This is a genomic window from Streptomyces sp. NPDC050806, assembly GCF_055586425.1.
Genome location: NZ_JBVJIF010000003.1, coordinates 63,520 through 79,111 on the forward strand (window position 1 = coordinate 63,520; position 15,592 = coordinate 79,111).

The following is a 15,592-nucleotide window of genomic DNA, read 5'->3' on the forward strand; positions in this document are numbered from 1 at the left end:
GAGCACGTGGTGAACATCCCGCGCCTGGTGATCGCCGCGCCCTCCTCGGGCGCCGGCAAGACCACCGTCGCCACCGGCCTGATGGCGGCGTTCCGCGAGGCCGGTCTCGCGGTGTCCCCGCACAAGGTGGGTCCGGACTACATCGATCCGGGCTACCACGCGCTGGCCACGGGGCGCCCGGGCCGCAACCTCGACGCGTACCTGTGCGGTCCGGAGCGGGTCGAGCCGCTGTTCCTGCACGGCGCGGCGGGCGCGGACCTGGCGCTCGTCGAGGGCGTCATGGGCATGTTCGACGGCGCGTCCGGCATGGGCGAGCTGGGGTCGACGGCGCAGGTGGCGAAGTTGCTGCGGGCGCCCGTCGTGCTGGTCGTGGACGCGTCCTCGCAGTCCCGGTCGGTGGCGGCGCTGGTGCACGGCTTCGCGTCCTGGGACCCGGAGGTGCGGCTCGCCGGGGTGATCCTCAACAAGGTGGGCTCCGACCGGCACGAGGCGCTGCTGCGCGAGGCGCTCGGCGGCGCGGGCGTGCCGGTGCTGGGCTGTCTGCGGCGCGCGCCGCGGGTCAATACGCCCGCCCGGCACCTGGGCCTGGTCCCGGTCGCGGAGCGGGCCCCGGAGGCGGTGGACTCGGTGGCGGCGCTCGCGGAGCAGATCCGGGCGGGCTGCGATCTTCAGGGCCTGCTGGCGCTGGCGCACAGCGCGCCGGAGCTGACCGGGCCCGCCTGGGCGCCGCAGGCCCCGGAGACGCCCGCCCCGGGCCGTCCGGTCATCGCGGTGGCGGGCGGTGCGGCGTTCACGTTCTCCTACGCCGAGCACGCGGAGCTGCTGACCGCCGCCGGCGCCGAGGTGGTCACCTTTGATCCGCTGCGGGACGAGAAGCTGCCCACGGGCACCGCGGGCCTGGTGATCGGCGGCGGCTTCCCCGAGGTGTACGCGCCGGAGCTGTCGGCGAACGAGCCGCTGCGCGCGGCGGTCGCCCGGCTGGCGGCGGCGGGCGCGCCGGTCGCCGCGGAGTGCGCGGGCCTGCTGTACCTGTCCCGGTCGCTGGACGGGAAGCCGATGTGCGGCGTGCTGCCGGCGGACGGGCGGATGTCGGAGCGGCTGACGCTGGGCTACCGGGAGGCCGTGGCGGTCGGCGACAGCGCGCTGGCGGCGGCCGGGACGCGGGTGCGTGGCCACGAGTTCCACCGCACGGTGCTGGAGCCGGGCACGGGCGAGAGCCCGGCGTGGGGTTTCGTGCGCCCCGAGCGGCGTACCGAGGGCTTCGTCCGGGACGGTGTGCACGCCTCGTACCTGCATGTGCACTGGGCGGCCGAGCCGTCGCTCGCGCACCGGTTCGCGGCGAGCGCCGCGGTATGGGCGGCGAGCGCCTGATGACCGCGGCGGCGTCCGGCTGCCGGGCCTCAGCCCGACACTCCGACCACCAGCCACATGAAGCCCACGCCCGCGGCCGTGCAGGCCAGCGTCGACAGGGCGGGGTGGTCGTGGTGGGCCTCGGGCAGGATGTCGGAGGTCGCGAGGTACAGCAGGACGCCGCCGAAGAAACCCAGGTAGAAGCCGAGCGGTTGCTCCGGCAGGGTGACCAGGAGGGTCGCCGCGGCGCCCACCATGGGGGCCAGCGCGTCCGCGCAGAGCAGCAGCAGGGCCTTTCGCCGGGCGTTCCCGTAGAGGCTGGCGATGGTGTACGTGTTGAAGCCGTCGGCGAAGTCGTGGGCGATCACGGCGACCGCGACGGCCACCGCCATCTCGCTGCCGACCTGGTAGGCCGCGCCGATCGCGAAGCCGTCCATCAGGCTGTGCACGACCATGGCGGCCGCGGCCGTCAGCCCCACCTGCGGCACGCGCCCACCCGTCTCCCGCCACCGCCCTTCGTCGGAAGCGCTTCGCGCTGCAGTATTGAACCGGCCCATCCCGCGCGCGGCCTTCCGTACGGCCAGCAGGCGTTCCGCTGCGTGCGCCGCCAGGAAGCCGAGTACGAAGCAGAGCAGCGCGGCGGGCACCCCGAGGAGCTGCACATCGGCCGCTTCGAGGGCCTCCGGCAGCAGGTCGAGGCCGACGACGCCGAGCATCAGTCCGCCGGCGAGGCCGAGGATGAGGTGGCGGCGGTCGGTGACCCGGTGGGCGACCCAGCCCCCGATGAGGGTCATCAGGAACGCGCCGACCGCGATGACCACTGGCACTGTGCCGCCCCTCTCGCCGACGGTTCCGTACCGGCACCGCTGCCGGTACCCGTGTCCCCTGCTTACTGATCCCCGGCCGGTCCCGCATGTCCTGTTCCGCTGTCCTCCCCTTTGCCCGCACCCGTCGAAAGGACTCCTCATGACCGACGGGGCCGGTGGCGCCGGGCGGGCGCCGGACCTGGTGGTGGGGGTCGGCGCGCGGCCCGGTGTACCGGCGGCGGAGGTGACGGCGCTGATCACGGACGTGCTCGCGGCGGCCGGGCTGTCCCCCGCCGCCGTGTGCGCGCTGGCCACCGTGGACGCCAGGGCCGGGGAGCCGGGGCTGCGGGCCGCGGCGGCGCTGCTGGGGGCGCCGCTGCGGGCGTTCCCGGCCGAGGTGCTGGCGGCCGTACCGGTGCCGCACCCGTCCGACGCGGTGCGGGCCGCCACGGGGACGCCGGCCGTCGCGGAGGCCGCCGCGCTGGCCGCGGCGGGCCCCGGTGCCACGCTGGCCGTCCCCAAGCGGAAGGCCGCGCCTGCGGACGGTGGCACTTCCCGCGCCACCTGCGCGGTCGCCCGCCGGGCCGCCGCGCCCCCGGCCCGCTCGCACACGTACGTACGCACGCACGAGGAGACGACGCCGTGACCACCCCTCCCGACCTGCGCCACCACGGGGACGCCGAGATCCGCGGCGCGGCGGACCTGACCGACCTCGCCGTCAACGTCCGTACCGGCACCCCGCCGGCCTGGCTCAAGGCCCGCATCGCCGCCTCGCTGGACGGGCTGGCCGCCTATCCGGACGGCCGGGCCGCGCGCGCGGCGGTCGCGGCGCGGCACGGGCTGCCGGCCTCCCGGGTGCTGCTCACGGCCGGTGCGGCGGAGGCGTTCGTGCTGCTCGCGCGGGCCGTACGGGCCGAGCGGCCGGTCGTGGTGCACCCGCAGTTCACCGAGCCGGAGGCGGCGCTGCGGGACGCCGGGCACGAGGTGGGCCGGGTGCTGCTCGCCGAGCGGGACGGCTTCCGGCTCGATCCGGCGGCGGTGCCGGACGAAGCGGACCTGGTCGTGATCGGCAATCCGACCAACCCCACGTCCGTGCTGCACCCCGCAGGGGCCGTCGCGGCGCTGGCCAGGCCCGGCCGCACGCTGGTGGTGGACGAGGCGTTCATGGACGCGGTGCCGGGCGAGGCGGAGTCCCTCGCCTCCCGTACGGACCTGCCGGGCCTGGTGGTGCTGCGCAGCCTGACCAAGACCTGGGGGCTGGCCGGGCTGCGGGTCGGCTACGTACTGGCCGGACCGGAGATCATCGCCGCGCTGGAGCGGGCCCAGCCGCTGTGGCCGGTCTCCTCGCCCGCGCTGACCGCCGCTGAGGCATGCTGCGGGCCGGAGGCGCTCGCGGAGGCGGAGGCGGCGGCCGCGGACATCGCCGCCGACCGTGCGTACCTGATCGCGCGGCTGGGCGGGTTCCCGGCGGTCACGGTGGCGGAGCCGGCCGCCGGGCCGTTCGTGCTGATCCGGCTGGCGGACGCGGCGGCCGTACGGGAGCGGCTGCGGCAGCTGGGCTTCGCGGTCCGGCGCGGTGACACCTTCCCGGGGCTGGGCGACGACTGGCTGCGGCTGGCGGTCCGGGACCGGGACACCACCGACCGCTTCGTGACGGCCCTGGCAAAGGTGGTCCGAGAGCGGGCGTAGGCCCCTTCGGCGCGCCGCACCCGACTCGCGAAGGGCCGGGAATCCGGTGGCGCGTCCACCATCCGGAACCCCGTTGCCTGCTACACGTAAGGGCGCCGTAAGGTGCGGCCGTGACGAACGAGCAGACGCACCAGACGAACCAGAAGCCGGCGGCAGCCCCTCCCGCGGAGACCGGCGACCTCCCCGCGTCCGACCGGGCGGCGCGCCGTGCCGTCACGCTCTTCCCGCTGCTCGTCATCGTCGCCGGGCTGATCGGCCTGTGCTGGCCGTCCCACTTCACCGGCTGGGCCCCGGCCGTGCCGTGGCTGCTCGGCGTCGTGATGTTCTCCATGGGCCTCACGCTCACCGTCCCGGACTTCGCCGCGGTCGCCAAGCGACCGTGGGCGGTCGGCCTGGGCCTGGTGGCGCACTACGTGATCATGCCGGGGCTGGGCTGGCTGGTGGCCACCGTGCTGGACCTGCCGCCCGCGCTGGCGGCCGGCGTGATCCTGGTGGGCTGCGCCCCGAGCGGCACGGCCTCCAACGTCGTGACCTACCTGGCGCGCGGCGACGTCGCCCTGTCGGTGTCGGTGGCCACGGTCTCCACCGTGGTCGCGCCGTTCGTGACGCCGCCGCTGACGTACCTGCTCGCCGGACAGTTCATGCACGTGGACGCCGGGGTGATGGTGACCGACATCCTCAAGACCGTGCTGCTGCCGGTCTTCGCCGGTCTGCTGGTCCGGCTGGTCGCCGGACGCTTCGTCGACCGGCTGCTCCGGACGCTGCCCTGGCTGTCGGCGCTGACCATCGCGGTGATCGTGCTGGTCGTGGTGGCGGGCAGCGCGGCCCAGATCAAGGACGCGGCCGCGCTGGTGCTGCTCGCCGTGGTGCTGCACAACGGGCTGGGCCTGGCGCTGGGCTACGGGGCGGGCTCGCTGGCCAGGCTGGGCCGCCCGGCGAGCCGCGCGATGGCCTTCGAGGTCGGCATGCAGAACTCCGGCCTGGCGGCCTCCCTGGCCACGGCCCACTTCAGCCCCGCGGCGGCCCTCCCGGCAGCGGTCTTCTCGGTCTGGCACAACATCTCGGGCGCGGTGGTCGCGGCCTGGATGGCCCGCGGCGCCCGCAAGAGCGGCGCGTGACGCGACGCCCCCTGGAGCAGGCGCGCAGCGCCGCTCCACAGGGGCGCGGGGAACTGCGCGACCGGCCACAACGGCGCCGCAGGGAGACCACAGCCCCGCGCCTCGACGGCGGGACCTACCCGACCACCCGCCCCCGCAGAACCACCCGCCGCGGCGAGCCGAGCGCCCGTACGTCTTCCCGCGGATCCACGTCATACACCACCAGGTCGGCCGCAGCGCCCTCCACGAGCCCGGGGCGGCCCAGCCACTCCCGCGCGCCCCAGGCGGCAGCCGACACCGCGTCCAGGGCCGGGATACCGGCCTTGACCAGCTCTCCCACCTCCTGGGCGACGAGACCGTGCGCGAGCGCCCCGCCGGCGTCCGTACCGACGTACACCGGCACCCCGGCGTCGTACGCCGCCCGTACGGTGTCGTAGCGGCGCTCGTGCAGCCGTCGCATGTGGTCGGCCCAGCGCGGGTACTTCTGCTCACCGCCGGCCGCCAGCTGCGGGAAGGTCGCGATGTTCACGAGCGTGGGCACGATCGCGACGCCGCGCTCGGCGAAGAGCGGAATGGTCTCCTCGGTGAGGCCCGTCGCGTGCTCGATGCAGTCGATGCCGGCCTCCACGAGAGGCGCGAGGGACTCCTCGGCAAAGCAGTGGGCCGTGACGCGCGCCCCCAGCCGGTGCGCCTCGGCGATGGCGGCGGCCACCGCGCCGGGCGGCCAGCAGGACGACAGGTCGCCGGTCTCGCGGTCGATCCAGTCGCCGACGAGCTTGACCCAGCCGTCGCCCCGCCGCGCCTCCTGGGCGACGTACGCCACCAGGTCCTCGGGCTCGATCTCGTGCGCGTAGTTGCGGATGTAGCGGCGGGTGCGTGCGATGTGGCGCCCGGCGCGGATGATCCGCGGCAGGTCCTCCCGGTCGTCGATCCACCGGGTGTCCGCGGGCGAACCGGCGTCCCGGATGAGCAGCGTGCCCGCCTCACGGTCGGTGAGCGCCTGCTTCTCGCTGGTCGCCTCGTCGACCGCGCCGTGCGCGTCCAGGCCCACGTGGCAGTGGGCGTCGACCAGGCCCGGCAGCGCCCATCCCTCGATGGTGTCGATCTCCCGCGATCCGGCCGGTCGGGTGAAAGTGACGCGCCCGCCGACGACCCAGAGGTCCTCGCGTACGTCGTCGGGCCCGGCCAGGACCCTCCCCTTGATGTGCAGCACCGCGCTATCGGTCATGCACGCACTGTACGAGCCGGGCCCGGTCGCCTGGACGGGGCGGCCCCGGCGGAGGAATCCCGGAAACCCCATGGCGCTCCGGGCTTTCCTTGCTGTACACCTGTTACCGGAGAATTTCCAATTCTTCTGGTGCGCAGCTTCCCGTATTCTTCTGCCCGCTTTTCCGCAGCTCAAACGCGTCGATTCAGGTGACCCGCAAGGCCCGTAATTCGGACGGATCTCGCGGCCGTTACGCACATGTGACCGACCACACAAGCGGGTCGCTTTGCCCCGTATTTTCCGGGCAAACCAAGACATCCCAGAGGTCTGTCGTGCGCCCGTGCGCCCCCGCGCGATAACATAGAACCCCCCGCCTCCGTAACCCCAACCCGCGATGCATTTTCCAATTTCCCTCGGTAAATTTAATTCCCATGACCGCCGCACAAGCAGACCTTGCACGTGCCCGAAGCGAATTCAGAGAAATGCCGGAGGGCTTCAAGCTCGATGCCCCGCGAGTGGAGGACGGGGCGGCCATCTGGCGCATAGCCCGGGACTCCGGAACGCTGGACCTCAACTCGTCCTACAGCTACCTGCTGTGGTGTCGTGACTTCGCCGCCACCTCCGTCGTCGCCCGCGACGCGGAGGGCGAGCCGGCCGCCTTCATCACCGGCTACATCCGGCCCGCCCGCCCCGAGACCCTCGTCGTCTGGCAGGTCGCCGTCGACGACGCGCACCGGGGCCGCGGACTGGCCGCAGCTCTCCTGGACGGCCTCGCCGGCCGTGTCGCGCAGGAGCAGGGCGTCACTCGCCTCGAGACCACGATCTCACCGGACAACGCCGCGTCGAACCGGCTGTTCGCCTCCTTCGCCGAGCGCCACAAGGCCTCCGTGGAGCGCGAGGTCCTCTTCGACGCCGGGCTGTTCCCCGAGGAGGGCCACGAGCCCGAGGTGCTGCACCGCATCGGTCCCCTCGCCCCGCCTGCTCAGCGCTGAGCACGCCCCAAGACTTCCCACTCCCTGTCACACCCCACATCTCCCAGGAGCATGCTGTGACCATCACCCAGCCGGACCTGAGCGTCTTCGAGACCGTCGAATCCGAGGTGCGGAGCTACTGCCGCGGCTGGCCCACCGTCTTCGACCGGGCGCAGGGCAGCCGCATGTACGACGAGGACGGCCACGCCTACCTCGACTTCTTCGCCGGCGCCGGGTCGCTGAACTACGGCCACAACAACCCGGTACTCAAACGGGCCCTGATCGACTACATCGAGCGGGACGGCGTCACCCACGGCCTGGACATGTCCACCACGGCCAAGCGGGCGTTCCTGGAGTCCTTCCAGAACGTCATCCTGCGCCCGCGTGACCTGCCCTACAAGGTCATGTTCCCGGGCCCGACGGGCACCAACGCCGTCGAGGCCGCGCTGAAGCTCGCCCGCAAGGTCAAGGGCCGCGAGTCGATCGTGTCCTTCACCAACGCCTTCCACGGCATGTCGCTGGGCTCGCTCGCGGTCACCGGCAACGCCTTCAAGCGCGCCGGCGCCGGCATCCCGCTGGTCCACGGCACCCCGATGCCGTTCGACCACTACCTCGACGGCCGCTACCCGGACTTCCTCTGGTTCGAGCGGCTGCTGGAGGACCAGGGCTCCGGCCTGAACACCCCCGCCGCCGTGATCGTCGAGACGGTCCAGGGCGAGGGCGGCATCAACGTCGCCCGTCCCGAGTGGCTGCGCGCCCTGGCCGATCTGTGCGAGCGCCGCGACATGCTGCTCATCGTCGACGACATCCAGATGGGCTGCGGCCGTACGGGTGCCTTCTTCTCCTTCGAGGAGGCGGGCATCGTGCCGGACATCGTCACCGTCTCCAAGTCCATCAGCGGCTACGGCCTGCCGCTGGCGCTCACGATGTTCAAGCCGGAGCTGGACGTCTGGGAGCCGGGCGAGCACAACGGCACCTTCCGCGGCAACAACCCGGCCTTCGTGACCGCCGCCGCCACCCTGGACACCTACTGGGCCGACGGCCAGATGGAGAAGCAGACCATCGCCCGCGGTGAGATCATCGAGTCCCACCTGCGAGCCATCGCCGAGGAGCACCCGCGGGCCGGTGTGGACTACCGCGGCCGCGGCATGGTCTGGGGCATGGAGTTCGCCGACAAGACCCTGGCGAACAAGATCTCCAAGCGGGCCTTCGAACTGGGCCTGCTCATCGAGACTTCGGGACCGGAGAGCGAGGTCGTCAAGCTGCTGCCGGCGCTCACCACCACCCCCGAGGAACTGGACGAGGGTCTCCGCATCCTCGCCCGCGCGGTCCGAGACTGCGCCTGAGAGGCGCAAAGGGGGCCGGCCGGCGAGGCCGGCCCCCTTCTTTCGGACCAGACCACTCGCAGAACAGAAAGGCACAAACCACGTGATCGTTCGCTCGTTCAAGGACATCGAGGGCACCGACCGCCACGTCAAGTCCGCTTCGGGGACCTGGGAGAGCAAGCGCATCGTGCTCGCCAAGGAGCGCGTCGGTTTCTCGCTGCACGAGACCATCCTTTACGCGGGCACCGAGACCGACATGTGGTACGCGAACCACATCGAGGCCGTACTGTGCGTAGAGGGCGAAGCAGAGCTGGAGAACCGGGAGACCGGCGAGAAGCACTGGATCGAGCCCGGCACGATGTACCTGCTCAACGGCCACGAGAAGCACACCCTGCGGCCGAAGACGGACTTCCGTTGCGTGTGCGTCTTCAATCCGCCGGTCACCGGTCGCGAGGACCACGACGAGAACGGCGTGTACCCGCTGCTCACCGAGCCCGAGGCGAGCTGACGCCGCTGGAATCAGGCCCGCTGCCCCGTCCGGCAGTTGAGGAAGGCACGTACGAGAGGAGAGGAAGGCAACACCATGACCACCGCACCCGAGCGCACCGCCGACCTGTACCCGACCCGCGGGAAGACCGAGGTCATCACTCCGCGGCAGGACCCGGTGGTGTGGTCGCAGCCCGGCACGGCAGGCCCGTTCCAGCCGTCCGAGCTGAGCGACTTCGAACGCGACGGCTTCTTCGCTGACGAGGAACTCCTCACGGCGGACGAGGTCGCGGTGTACCGGACCGAACTGGACCGGCTCACTCATGCCCCGGAGGTCAAGGCCGACCCCCGCTCGATCGTCGAGGCGAAGTCGGACAAGGTCCGGACCGTATTCGAGGTGCACAAGATCAGCGAGGTGTTCGCCAAGCTGGTCGCCGACCCGCGCGTGGTAGGGCGCGCCCGTCAGATCCTCGGCTCGGACGTCTACGTCCACCAGTCGCGGATCAACGTGAAGCCGGGCTTCGGTGCGTCCGGTTTCTACTGGCACTCGGACTTCGAGACCTGGCACGCCGAGGACGGCCTGGCGAACATGCGCACGGTGTCCGTCTCGATCGCGCTGACCGAGAACTACGACACCAACGGCGGCCTCATGATCATGCCGGGGTCGCACAAGTACTTCCTGGGGTGCTCGGGCGAGACGCCCGTGGACAACTACAAGAAGTCGCTGCAGATGCAGGACGCGGGCACGCCCTCGGACGAGGCGCTGGCCAAGCTGGCCGACCAGTACGGCATCAAGCTGTTCACCGGCAAGGCAGGCTCGGCGACCTGGTTCGACTGCAACGCCATGCACGGTTCCGGCGACAACATCACGCCGTACCCGCGCAGCAACGTCTTCATCGTCTTCAACAGCGTGGAGAACACCGCCGTGGAGCCGTTCGCGGCCCCGGTGCGGCGCCCGGAGTACATCGGCGCCCGGGACTTCACCCCGGTCAAGTGAGGCACGACCCCGTGGTGTCCGCTCCCTCGTGAGCAGGAGCCCGGTTCCGGGCCGGGGGGTCTTGGGTTCCGCCCAGGGGTCCCCGGCTCACAACCAGGCCAGTGACGCGGCCGTCGCCAGCACGTGCTGAGCGGCGGCCGCGTCGCCTGCCTGGCCCCGGCTCACCTCCTGCGGGGTGAGCCGGCCGCCCACCAGCAGGCAGAGGTCGACCGCGTCCAGCACCAGCTCGGCGGCGACCGGCTCGGCGGCCGGGCCCAGTACCCAGTCGCCGCCCGCCGCGCCCTCCACCCCCAGCAGCACGGGCCGGGTGCCGTCCCCCAGCGCCAGGTCCACGATCCGCACCGCGAGCGCCACCAGCCGCCGCAGGTGCACGGGCGGCGGCGGAGGCACGGTCAGCCCCAGCGCACGCCCGATGTCCCGGGTGTGGATCCACGTCTCGAACGCCCTGATCACGTAGTGGTCGGCGACCGGCAGCCGCTTCCCCATCAGCGCCGTGGGCAGCGCGGCCGGCTCCTCCTCCCGGGCCTCCGGCAGGTCCAGCAGGCCGTGCGCCTGGGTCCGCCACGCCTCGGCCGTCTCGGCCGGCGGCCGGGTGTGCTCGTACGCCACCACCTCCTCCGTACGCGCCGCCCAGCGCACCTCCCACGGCGCCGCGTCCCCGGTGCCGCCCGCCTCGGCCCGCGTCACCGGCAGCATCCCCAGCCGCTCGGCCAGCGGCTCGTCCGCCGCGATCAGGTGCGCGACCGTGCCCTGGACGTCCCAGTCGTGCACCACCGGCGTGCCCCAGCGCGCCGGATCGCCGTCCAGCTCGCGCAGCAGCGCCTCCAGGCTCGCCACCGCCGCGGCGTACGGGGCGGCGTGGGCGGCCGGCGCGTCGTGCCCGGTGCGGGCGGCCCGGGCCGCCGCCATCAGCCGCCCGCGGCCGACCTTGTCGGCGCCCCGGCGGGCGCCCTTGGCCGGCGCGGCGGGCGGCCCGTCCAGCCGGTGCACCGCCTCCCGCAGCCGCACCAGCTCCTCAGCGCACTCCGCGCAGTCCTCGACGTGCGCGCGGATGCGTTCCGCGTCGCCGGACATCACGGCGTCCAGTGCCCAGGCGGCGAGCAGCTCGGCGATCTCGGGGTGCTCCTCCGCGGGGTCCCAGCCCATCAGGTGCCCTTCTCGACGGCCGGATCCGGCGGGTCGGCCAGCCGGTCGGCGAGGCTGCGCAGCGCCACGCGGAGCCTGGTCTTGGCGGTGCCTTCGGGAATGCCCAGTTCCACCGCGGCCTGGCGGTAGGTGCGCCCGGCGAAGTACGCCAGGTGCAGCACCTGGCGCTGGGCCAGCGGGAGTTCGGCGAGCGCGGTGTGCGGCAGCAGCGCGGCGCCGGCGGGCAGGGCCCGCTCCTCGGTCTCGCACATCCGGTCCACGGCCCGCCGGTGGGCCCGCATGCTGAGCCAGGCCCGCAGCGAGCCGCGTGCCGGGTCGAACGTGTAGGGGCGGGCCCACAGCTGGGTGAGGATCTCCTGGACGACCTCCTCCGCGGCGTTCGTGCTGCGCGTGACGCGGCGGGCCACGGCGTGCGCCAGCCCGCCGAAGGCGTCGTACACCTCCCCGAGGGCGGACTCGTCGCCGTACACCAGTCGCCGGTGCAGGTCCTCGTCGCGCGGCGGTGATGTACTTGCAGGTCTCCGGTCCACCGGCACCACCTCGTGAGGTCGTGCTGCCATTCCTAGCCGCCCGCGCCGCCGCGCGGTAGCCGTCCGCCCGGCCGAATTGCCCGGCGCGCCCCGGAGGCTAGCCTGACGTGGCACCGCCCCGGCAGGGAACAAGCGGACACACCCGAACGACTCGAACCGAGGGAGAGCCATGGCCGTCGACCGCCGCCCGGGGGTCGTCCTGACCGATCACGTCCTGCGGGTCCCGCTGGACCACGCGGCGCCCGACGGCGAGCGGATCGAGGTGTTCGCACGGGAGGCGGTGGCCGCGGGGCGGGAGCGGGAGCGGCTGCCGTGGCTGCTGTATCTGCGCGGCGGCCCGGGGCTCGCGACGCCCCGGCCGCTCGCCCGCGACTCCTGGCTGAGCCGCGCGCTGCGCGACTACCGCGTGCTGCTCCTGGACCAGCGGGGCACGGGGCGTTCCACGCCCGCGACCCGGCAGACCCTCGCGCGCCGCGGCTCGCCGCAGGAACAGGCCGGCTGTCTCGCCCACTTCCGCGCCGACTCGATCGTCCGGGACGCCGAGCTGTTCCGCCGCCATCTGATCGGCGAGGAGCGGTGGAGCGTGCTGGGGCAGAGCTTCGGCGGCTTCTGCACGGTGCACTACCTCAGCCGCGCCCCCGAAGGGCTGCGCGAGGCGTTCGTCACCGGCGGCCTGCCGGGCCTGGACGTGAGCGCCCGGGAGGTCTACCGGGCGGCGTATCCCCGTATCGCGCGCAAGAACGCGGCCCATTACGCCCGTTATCCGCAGGACGTGGAGTCGGTCCTGCGGATCGCCGCGCACCTGCGGGAGCGGGAGGTGCGGCTGCCGGGCGGCGGGCTGCTGACCGCCGAGGCGTTCCAGGGGCTCGGGATGCTGCTGGGCGCCGGCGGCGGCTCGTACGTGCTGCACGACCTCCTGGACGAGGCGTGGGTGACCGGGGTGTCCGGGCCCGAGCTGTCGGACGCGTTCCTGGAGCGGGTGCGGGCGCGGCTGTCGTTCGCCGAGGCCCCGATGTTCGCCGTGCTGCACGAGTCGATCTACGGCCAGCGGTCGGTGGACGCGAAGGGCACGGGCTGGGCGGCCGAGGCGGTGCGCGGCGAGTTCCCGCAGTTCGACGTGGACCGGGCGCTGGCGGACGGCGGCCCGCTGCACTTCACGGGCGAGACGATCTTCCCCTGGCTCTTCGACACCGACCCCACGCTGCGGCCGCTGAAGGAGACCGCCCACGCGCTGGCCGAGCGCACCGACTGGCCCGACCTCTACGACGCGGAGCGGCTGGCTGCGTGCGAGGTCCCGGTCGTGGCGGCGGTGTACGCGGACGACATGTACGTGGACGCCGGGCACTCGCTGCGTACCGCGGAGCGCGTCCGCGGCCTGCGGGCGTGGGTGACCAACGAGTGGGAGCACGACGGGCTGACCGTCAGCGACGGCGCGGTCCTGGACCGGCTGCTGCGCATGGTGCGCGGCGAGGTCTGAGCACCGGTCGGCGCGGGGCCGGGCGGATGACCGTAGGGCGCGGCCACCCGCCCGGGGTCTCACGGGGAGGTCAGCCGGTCAGCGCCGGGTAGTCCACGTAGCCGCTGTCGTCGCCGCCGTAGAAGCTCTCGCGTACCGGCTCGTTGAACGGGCCGCCGGCCGCGAGGCGCGCGGGCAGGTCGGGGTTGGCGAGGAAGAGCCGGCCGTACGCCAGCAGGTCGGCCTCGCCCTCCTCGATCAGGGACAGCGCCTCGGGGCCGGCGGAACCGCCGTCGGTGGCGGGGTTCAGCACGAACGTGCCGCCGAAGCGCTTCCGCAGCCGGGCCAGCAGCTCGGCGTCCCGCACGTCGCAGGCGTGCAGGTAGGCCAGGCCGAGCGGGGCGACCGCCTCGACCAGCGCGGTGTAGGTGGCCTCCGGCTCGGGCGCGTTCATGCCGTTGAAGGGGTTGCCGGGCGAGATGCGCAGGGCGGTGCGGCGGGCGCCGATCTCCGCCGCGACGGCCCGGACGACCTCGACGGCGAACCGGGCGCGGGCCTCGTCCGAGCCGCCCCACTCGTCGGTGCGCAGGTTGCTCGCGGGCGAGAGGAACTGGTGGATCAGGTAGCCGTTGGCGCCGTGGATCTCCACGCCGTCGAAGCCGGCCTCGATGGCGTTGCGCGCCGCGGTCGCGAAGTCCGCGATCGTCTCGCGGATCTCGTCGTCGGACAGTTCGCGCGGGACGACGCAGTCCTTCATGCCGTCCTCGGTGAAGACCTGCTGTTCGGCGGCGACGGCCGAGGGCGCGACCGGTATCAGGCCGTCCGGCAGCACGGTGGGGTGGCCGATCCGGCCGCCGTGCCACAGCTGCGCGAAGATCGTGCCGCCCGCGGCGTGCACGGAGTCGGTGACCTCGCGCCAGCCCTCGATCTGCTCGGGGGTGTGCAGCCCGGGGGTGAGCGGGTAGCCGCGGCCCACCACGTTCGGCTGGGTGGCCTCGGTGATGATCAGGCCGGCCGAGGCACGCTGCGTGTAGTAGCGGACCATGGACGGGGTGGGGACGCCGTCGGCGGTGGCGCGGTTGCGCGTCATCGGTGCCATGACGAGACGGTTGGCGAGCGGCAGCCCGGCCAGGTCGACGGGGTCGAAAGCAGTGGTCAAGAGTTCCCTTTCACGAGGGCCGGTGGGTCACCGGGCCCAACACCCACCGCCGCCACGGCATTCCCGCCCGCCCGGCACCGTGTCAGCTCCGGGGCAGATCCAGCCGCTTGAGGAGTGCCAGCAGCCGGTCGACGTCGTCCGCCGTGTTGTACAGGTGGAACCCGGCCCGCAGCTTCCCGGCCCGGACGGCCACCAGGACCCCTTCCCGGGCCAGCGGTCCGTGCGCCTCGGCCAGGCCGGGGACGGTGACGATCGCCGACCCGGGCGCGGGCAGCGGCGCGTATCCCAGTTCGGCGAGCCCGGCGCGGTACCGCTCGGCCAGCGCGGTGTCGTGGGCGTGCGTCGCGGCCACCCCGACCTCTTCGAGGAGCGCGAGGGAGTGCTGCGCACCGACGTGGACGAGGTGGCCGTGCGGCTCGTCGTACCGGCGGGCGTCCTCGGCCAGGCGCTCGACCGGGCCGTAGTTGGCCTCGCCCGGGTCGGCGCCGGCCACCCAGCCCGCGTGGAAGGCGGGCGGCTGCGGCGCGTCCTCGGCCACCACCAGGAACGAGGTGCCGCGCGGGCACAGCAGCCACTTGTACGCGCCGCACACGGCGTAGTCGAACTGCCCGGCATCCAGCGGCAGCCAGCCCGCGCCCTGCGTCATGTCCAGCAGGGTGCGGGCACCGTGCGTACGGGCCGCCTCCCGGACGGCCGCGAGGTCGGCGATCCGGCCGTCCAGCGCCTGCACCGCGCTGCAGCCGACCAGCGCGGTGCCCGGCCGTACCGCGTCGGCCAGCCGCTCCAGCGGTGCGGTGCGCAGGCGCAGCCCGGCGCGCACGGCGAAGGGATTGACCAGCGAGCTGAAGTCGCCCTCGGGGAGCAGTACTTCGGCGCCGTCGGGCAGTGCGGCGGCGATCAGTGCGGCGGACACGGCGACCGAGCTGCCGATGGCGACCCGGTCCGGTGCGGTGCCCACCAGCCGGGCGAAGGAGGCCCGGGCGGCGGCGGCCGGGCCGAAGTAGTCCCGGCCCATCGAGCCGTACGAGGCGGACGCCCCGGCCTCGTCCCGCAGTGCGTCGATGGTCCTGGCGGGCAGCAGGCCGCTGCCCGGCGTGTTCAGGTACGTCGTCTCGGGCGCGAACTCCGCGCCGGCCAGTCGCTCCATCCGCCCACTGTGATCGCCCGTGGTCCGGCCGTCCATCCCGCCTCGCCTTGGACGCCCCCCAAGGACGCCTTGGGGGCCTTCCGGACGCTGCCCGAGGGGCGGTCGCGGAGCGGCGCGAGGAATCACTTTTACCCAACCATGGGCGGTTTTCCGCTGTTCTCGCACGCCCGCCGACGCACTTGCCGTGCAGCCGGCCGTCAGCGCCGCCACGCCCCGGTACGGTCCG

15 protein-coding genes are annotated in these 15,592 nt (G+C 73.6%); 9 read left to right on the plus strand and 6 right to left on the minus strand.

Going from position 1 to position 15,592, the window contains the following annotated elements; all coding sequences use genetic code 11:
* Positions 1-6 precede the first annotated feature (6 nt).
* Complete coding sequence (locus ACZ6WH_RS09630) at positions 7-1,371, plus strand: cobyrinate a,c-diamide synthase (protein WP_469727297.1); 1,365 nt, start codon at positions 7-9, stop codon at positions 1,369-1,371.
* A 29-nt stretch (positions 1,372-1,400) separates the two neighbouring features.
* Here ACZ6WH_RS09630 and ACZ6WH_RS09635 read toward each other — a convergent pair whose 3' ends face one another.
* Positions 1,401-2,144 carry a ZIP family metal transporter gene (locus ACZ6WH_RS09635; RefSeq protein ID WP_469727989.1) on the minus strand — a complete coding sequence of 248 codons (744 nt, stop codon included), beginning with the start codon at positions 2,142-2,144 and terminating at the stop codon, positions 1,401-1,403.
* 172 nt (positions 2,145-2,316) lie between these two features.
* On the opposite strand from ACZ6WH_RS09635, the gene ACZ6WH_RS09640 reads away from it, so the two are divergent.
* From ACZ6WH_RS09640 to ACZ6WH_RS09650, 3 genes are all read left to right on the plus strand, one after another.
* On the plus strand, positions 2,317-2,802 hold the full coding sequence (locus tag ACZ6WH_RS09640; RefSeq protein ID WP_469727298.1) for a cobalamin biosynthesis protein: 486 nt from the start codon (positions 2,317-2,319) through the stop codon (positions 2,800-2,802).
* Positions 2,799-3,845 carry an Rv2231c family pyridoxal phosphate-dependent protein CobC gene (gene cobC / locus ACZ6WH_RS09645; RefSeq protein WP_469727299.1) on the plus strand — a complete coding sequence of 349 codons (1,047 nt, stop codon included), beginning with the start codon at positions 2,799-2,801 and terminating at the stop codon, positions 3,843-3,845. Before ACZ6WH_RS09640 ends, cobC begins: the two co-directional genes overlap by 4 nt.
* Before the next feature lie 110 nt (positions 3,846-3,955).
* Positions 3,956-4,963, plus strand: coding sequence for a bile acid:sodium symporter family protein (locus ACZ6WH_RS09650; protein ID WP_469727301.1), 1,008 nt, complete (start codon positions 3,956-3,958; stop codon positions 4,961-4,963).
* Positions 4,964-5,078: 115 nt separating this feature from the next.
* Here the strand turns inward: ACZ6WH_RS09650 and ACZ6WH_RS09655 are convergent, their stop codons facing one another.
* A complete protein-coding gene (locus tag ACZ6WH_RS09655) occupies positions 5,079-6,170 on the minus strand; it encodes an amidohydrolase family protein (RefSeq protein ID WP_469727302.1) in 1,092 nt (363 codons plus the stop codon).
* Positions 6,171-6,580: 410 nt separating this feature from the next.
* Between ACZ6WH_RS09655 and ectA the strand changes: the two genes are divergently transcribed.
* The 4 genes from ectA (at position 6,581) to thpD (ending at position 9,928) form a co-directional block, all read left to right on the plus strand.
* Positions 6,581-7,141: a diaminobutyrate acetyltransferase gene (ectA, locus tag ACZ6WH_RS09660; RefSeq protein WP_432852685.1), complete on the plus strand. Its 561-nt coding sequence runs from the start codon at positions 6,581-6,583 to the stop codon at positions 7,139-7,141.
* A 56-nt stretch (positions 7,142-7,197) separates the two neighbouring features.
* Positions 7,198-8,466: a diaminobutyrate--2-oxoglutarate transaminase gene (ectB, locus tag ACZ6WH_RS09665; RefSeq protein WP_361560136.1), complete on the plus strand. Its 1,269-nt coding sequence runs from the start codon at positions 7,198-7,200 to the stop codon at positions 8,464-8,466.
* 82 nt (positions 8,467-8,548) lie between these two features.
* Entirely contained in the window at positions 8,549-8,953 is a 405-nt protein-coding gene (locus ACZ6WH_RS09670; RefSeq protein ID WP_399707768.1) for an ectoine synthase, read from the plus strand.
* 75 nt (positions 8,954-9,028) lie between these two features.
* Complete coding sequence (gene thpD / locus ACZ6WH_RS09675; protein WP_469727305.1) at positions 9,029-9,928, plus strand: ectoine hydroxylase; 900 nt, start codon at positions 9,029-9,031, stop codon at positions 9,926-9,928.
* 87 nt (positions 9,929-10,015) lie between these two features.
* On the opposite strand, the gene ACZ6WH_RS09680 is transcribed toward thpD, so the two are convergent.
* Both ACZ6WH_RS09680 and ACZ6WH_RS09685 read right to left on the minus strand, forming a co-directional pair.
* Positions 10,016-11,074 (minus strand): maleylpyruvate isomerase family mycothiol-dependent enzyme, encoded by a 1,059-nt coding sequence (locus ACZ6WH_RS09680; RefSeq protein ID WP_469727307.1) that lies wholly within the window; start codon positions 11,072-11,074, stop codon positions 10,016-10,018.
* The gene (locus tag ACZ6WH_RS09685; RefSeq protein WP_469727309.1) at positions 11,074-11,634 is read right to left on the minus strand and encodes a sigma factor; all 561 of its coding nucleotides are present in this window, start codon (positions 11,632-11,634) and stop codon (positions 11,074-11,076) included. Before ACZ6WH_RS09685 ends, ACZ6WH_RS09680 begins: the two co-directional genes overlap by 1 nt.
* A gap of 139 nt (positions 11,635-11,773) precedes the next feature.
* Between ACZ6WH_RS09685 and ACZ6WH_RS09690 the strand changes: the two genes are divergently transcribed.
* Positions 11,774-13,081 (plus strand): alpha/beta fold hydrolase, encoded by a 1,308-nt coding sequence (locus tag ACZ6WH_RS09690; protein WP_469727311.1) that lies wholly within the window; start codon positions 11,774-11,776, stop codon positions 13,079-13,081.
* Between the two features lie 70 nt (positions 13,082-13,151).
* On the opposite strand, the gene ACZ6WH_RS09695 is transcribed toward ACZ6WH_RS09690, so the two are convergent.
* Positions 13,152-14,219: an alkene reductase gene (locus tag ACZ6WH_RS09695; protein ID WP_469727312.1), complete on the minus strand. Its 1,068-nt coding sequence runs from the start codon at positions 14,217-14,219 to the stop codon at positions 13,152-13,154.
* Between the two features lie 82 nt (positions 14,220-14,301).
* Entirely contained in the window at positions 14,302-15,366 is a 1,065-nt protein-coding gene (locus ACZ6WH_RS09700) for an aminotransferase class V-fold PLP-dependent enzyme (protein WP_469727314.1), read from the minus strand.
* Positions 15,367-15,592 lie beyond the last annotated feature (226 nt).

Bases quoted from the DNA above. Each gene is read 5' to 3' on its own strand.
- ACZ6WH_RS09635 (WP_469727989.1), bottom strand. From the start codon at position 2,144: ATGACCCTCATCGGGGGCTGGGTCGCCCACCGGGTCACCGACCGCCGC.
- ACZ6WH_RS09640 (WP_469727298.1), top strand. From the start codon at position 2,317: ATGACCGACGGGGCCGGTGGCGCCGGGCGGGCGCCGGACCTGGTGGTG.
- ACZ6WH_RS09655 (WP_469727302.1), bottom strand. From the start codon at position 6,170: ATGACCGATAGCGCGGTGCTGCACATCAAGGGGAGGGTCCTGGCCGGG.
- ectA (WP_432852685.1), top strand. From the start codon at position 6,581: ATGACCGCCGCACAAGCAGACCTTGCACGTGCCCGAAGCGAATTCAGA.
- thpD (WP_469727305.1), top strand. From the start codon at position 9,029: ATGACCACCGCACCCGAGCGCACCGCCGACCTGTACCCGACCCGCGGG.
- ACZ6WH_RS09680 (WP_469727307.1), bottom strand. From the start codon at position 11,074: ATGGGCTGGGACCCCGCGGAGGAGCACCCCGAGATCGCCGAGCTGCTC.
- ACZ6WH_RS09685 (WP_469727309.1), bottom strand. From the start codon at position 11,634: ATGGCAGCACGACCTCACGAGGTGGTGCCGGTGGACCGGAGACCTGCA.
- ACZ6WH_RS09690 (WP_469727311.1), top strand. From the start codon at position 11,774: ATGGCCGTCGACCGCCGCCCGGGGGTCGTCCTGACCGATCACGTCCTG.
- ACZ6WH_RS09700 (WP_469727314.1), bottom strand. From the start codon at position 15,366: ATGGAGCGACTGGCCGGCGCGGAGTTCGCGCCCGAGACGACGTACCTG.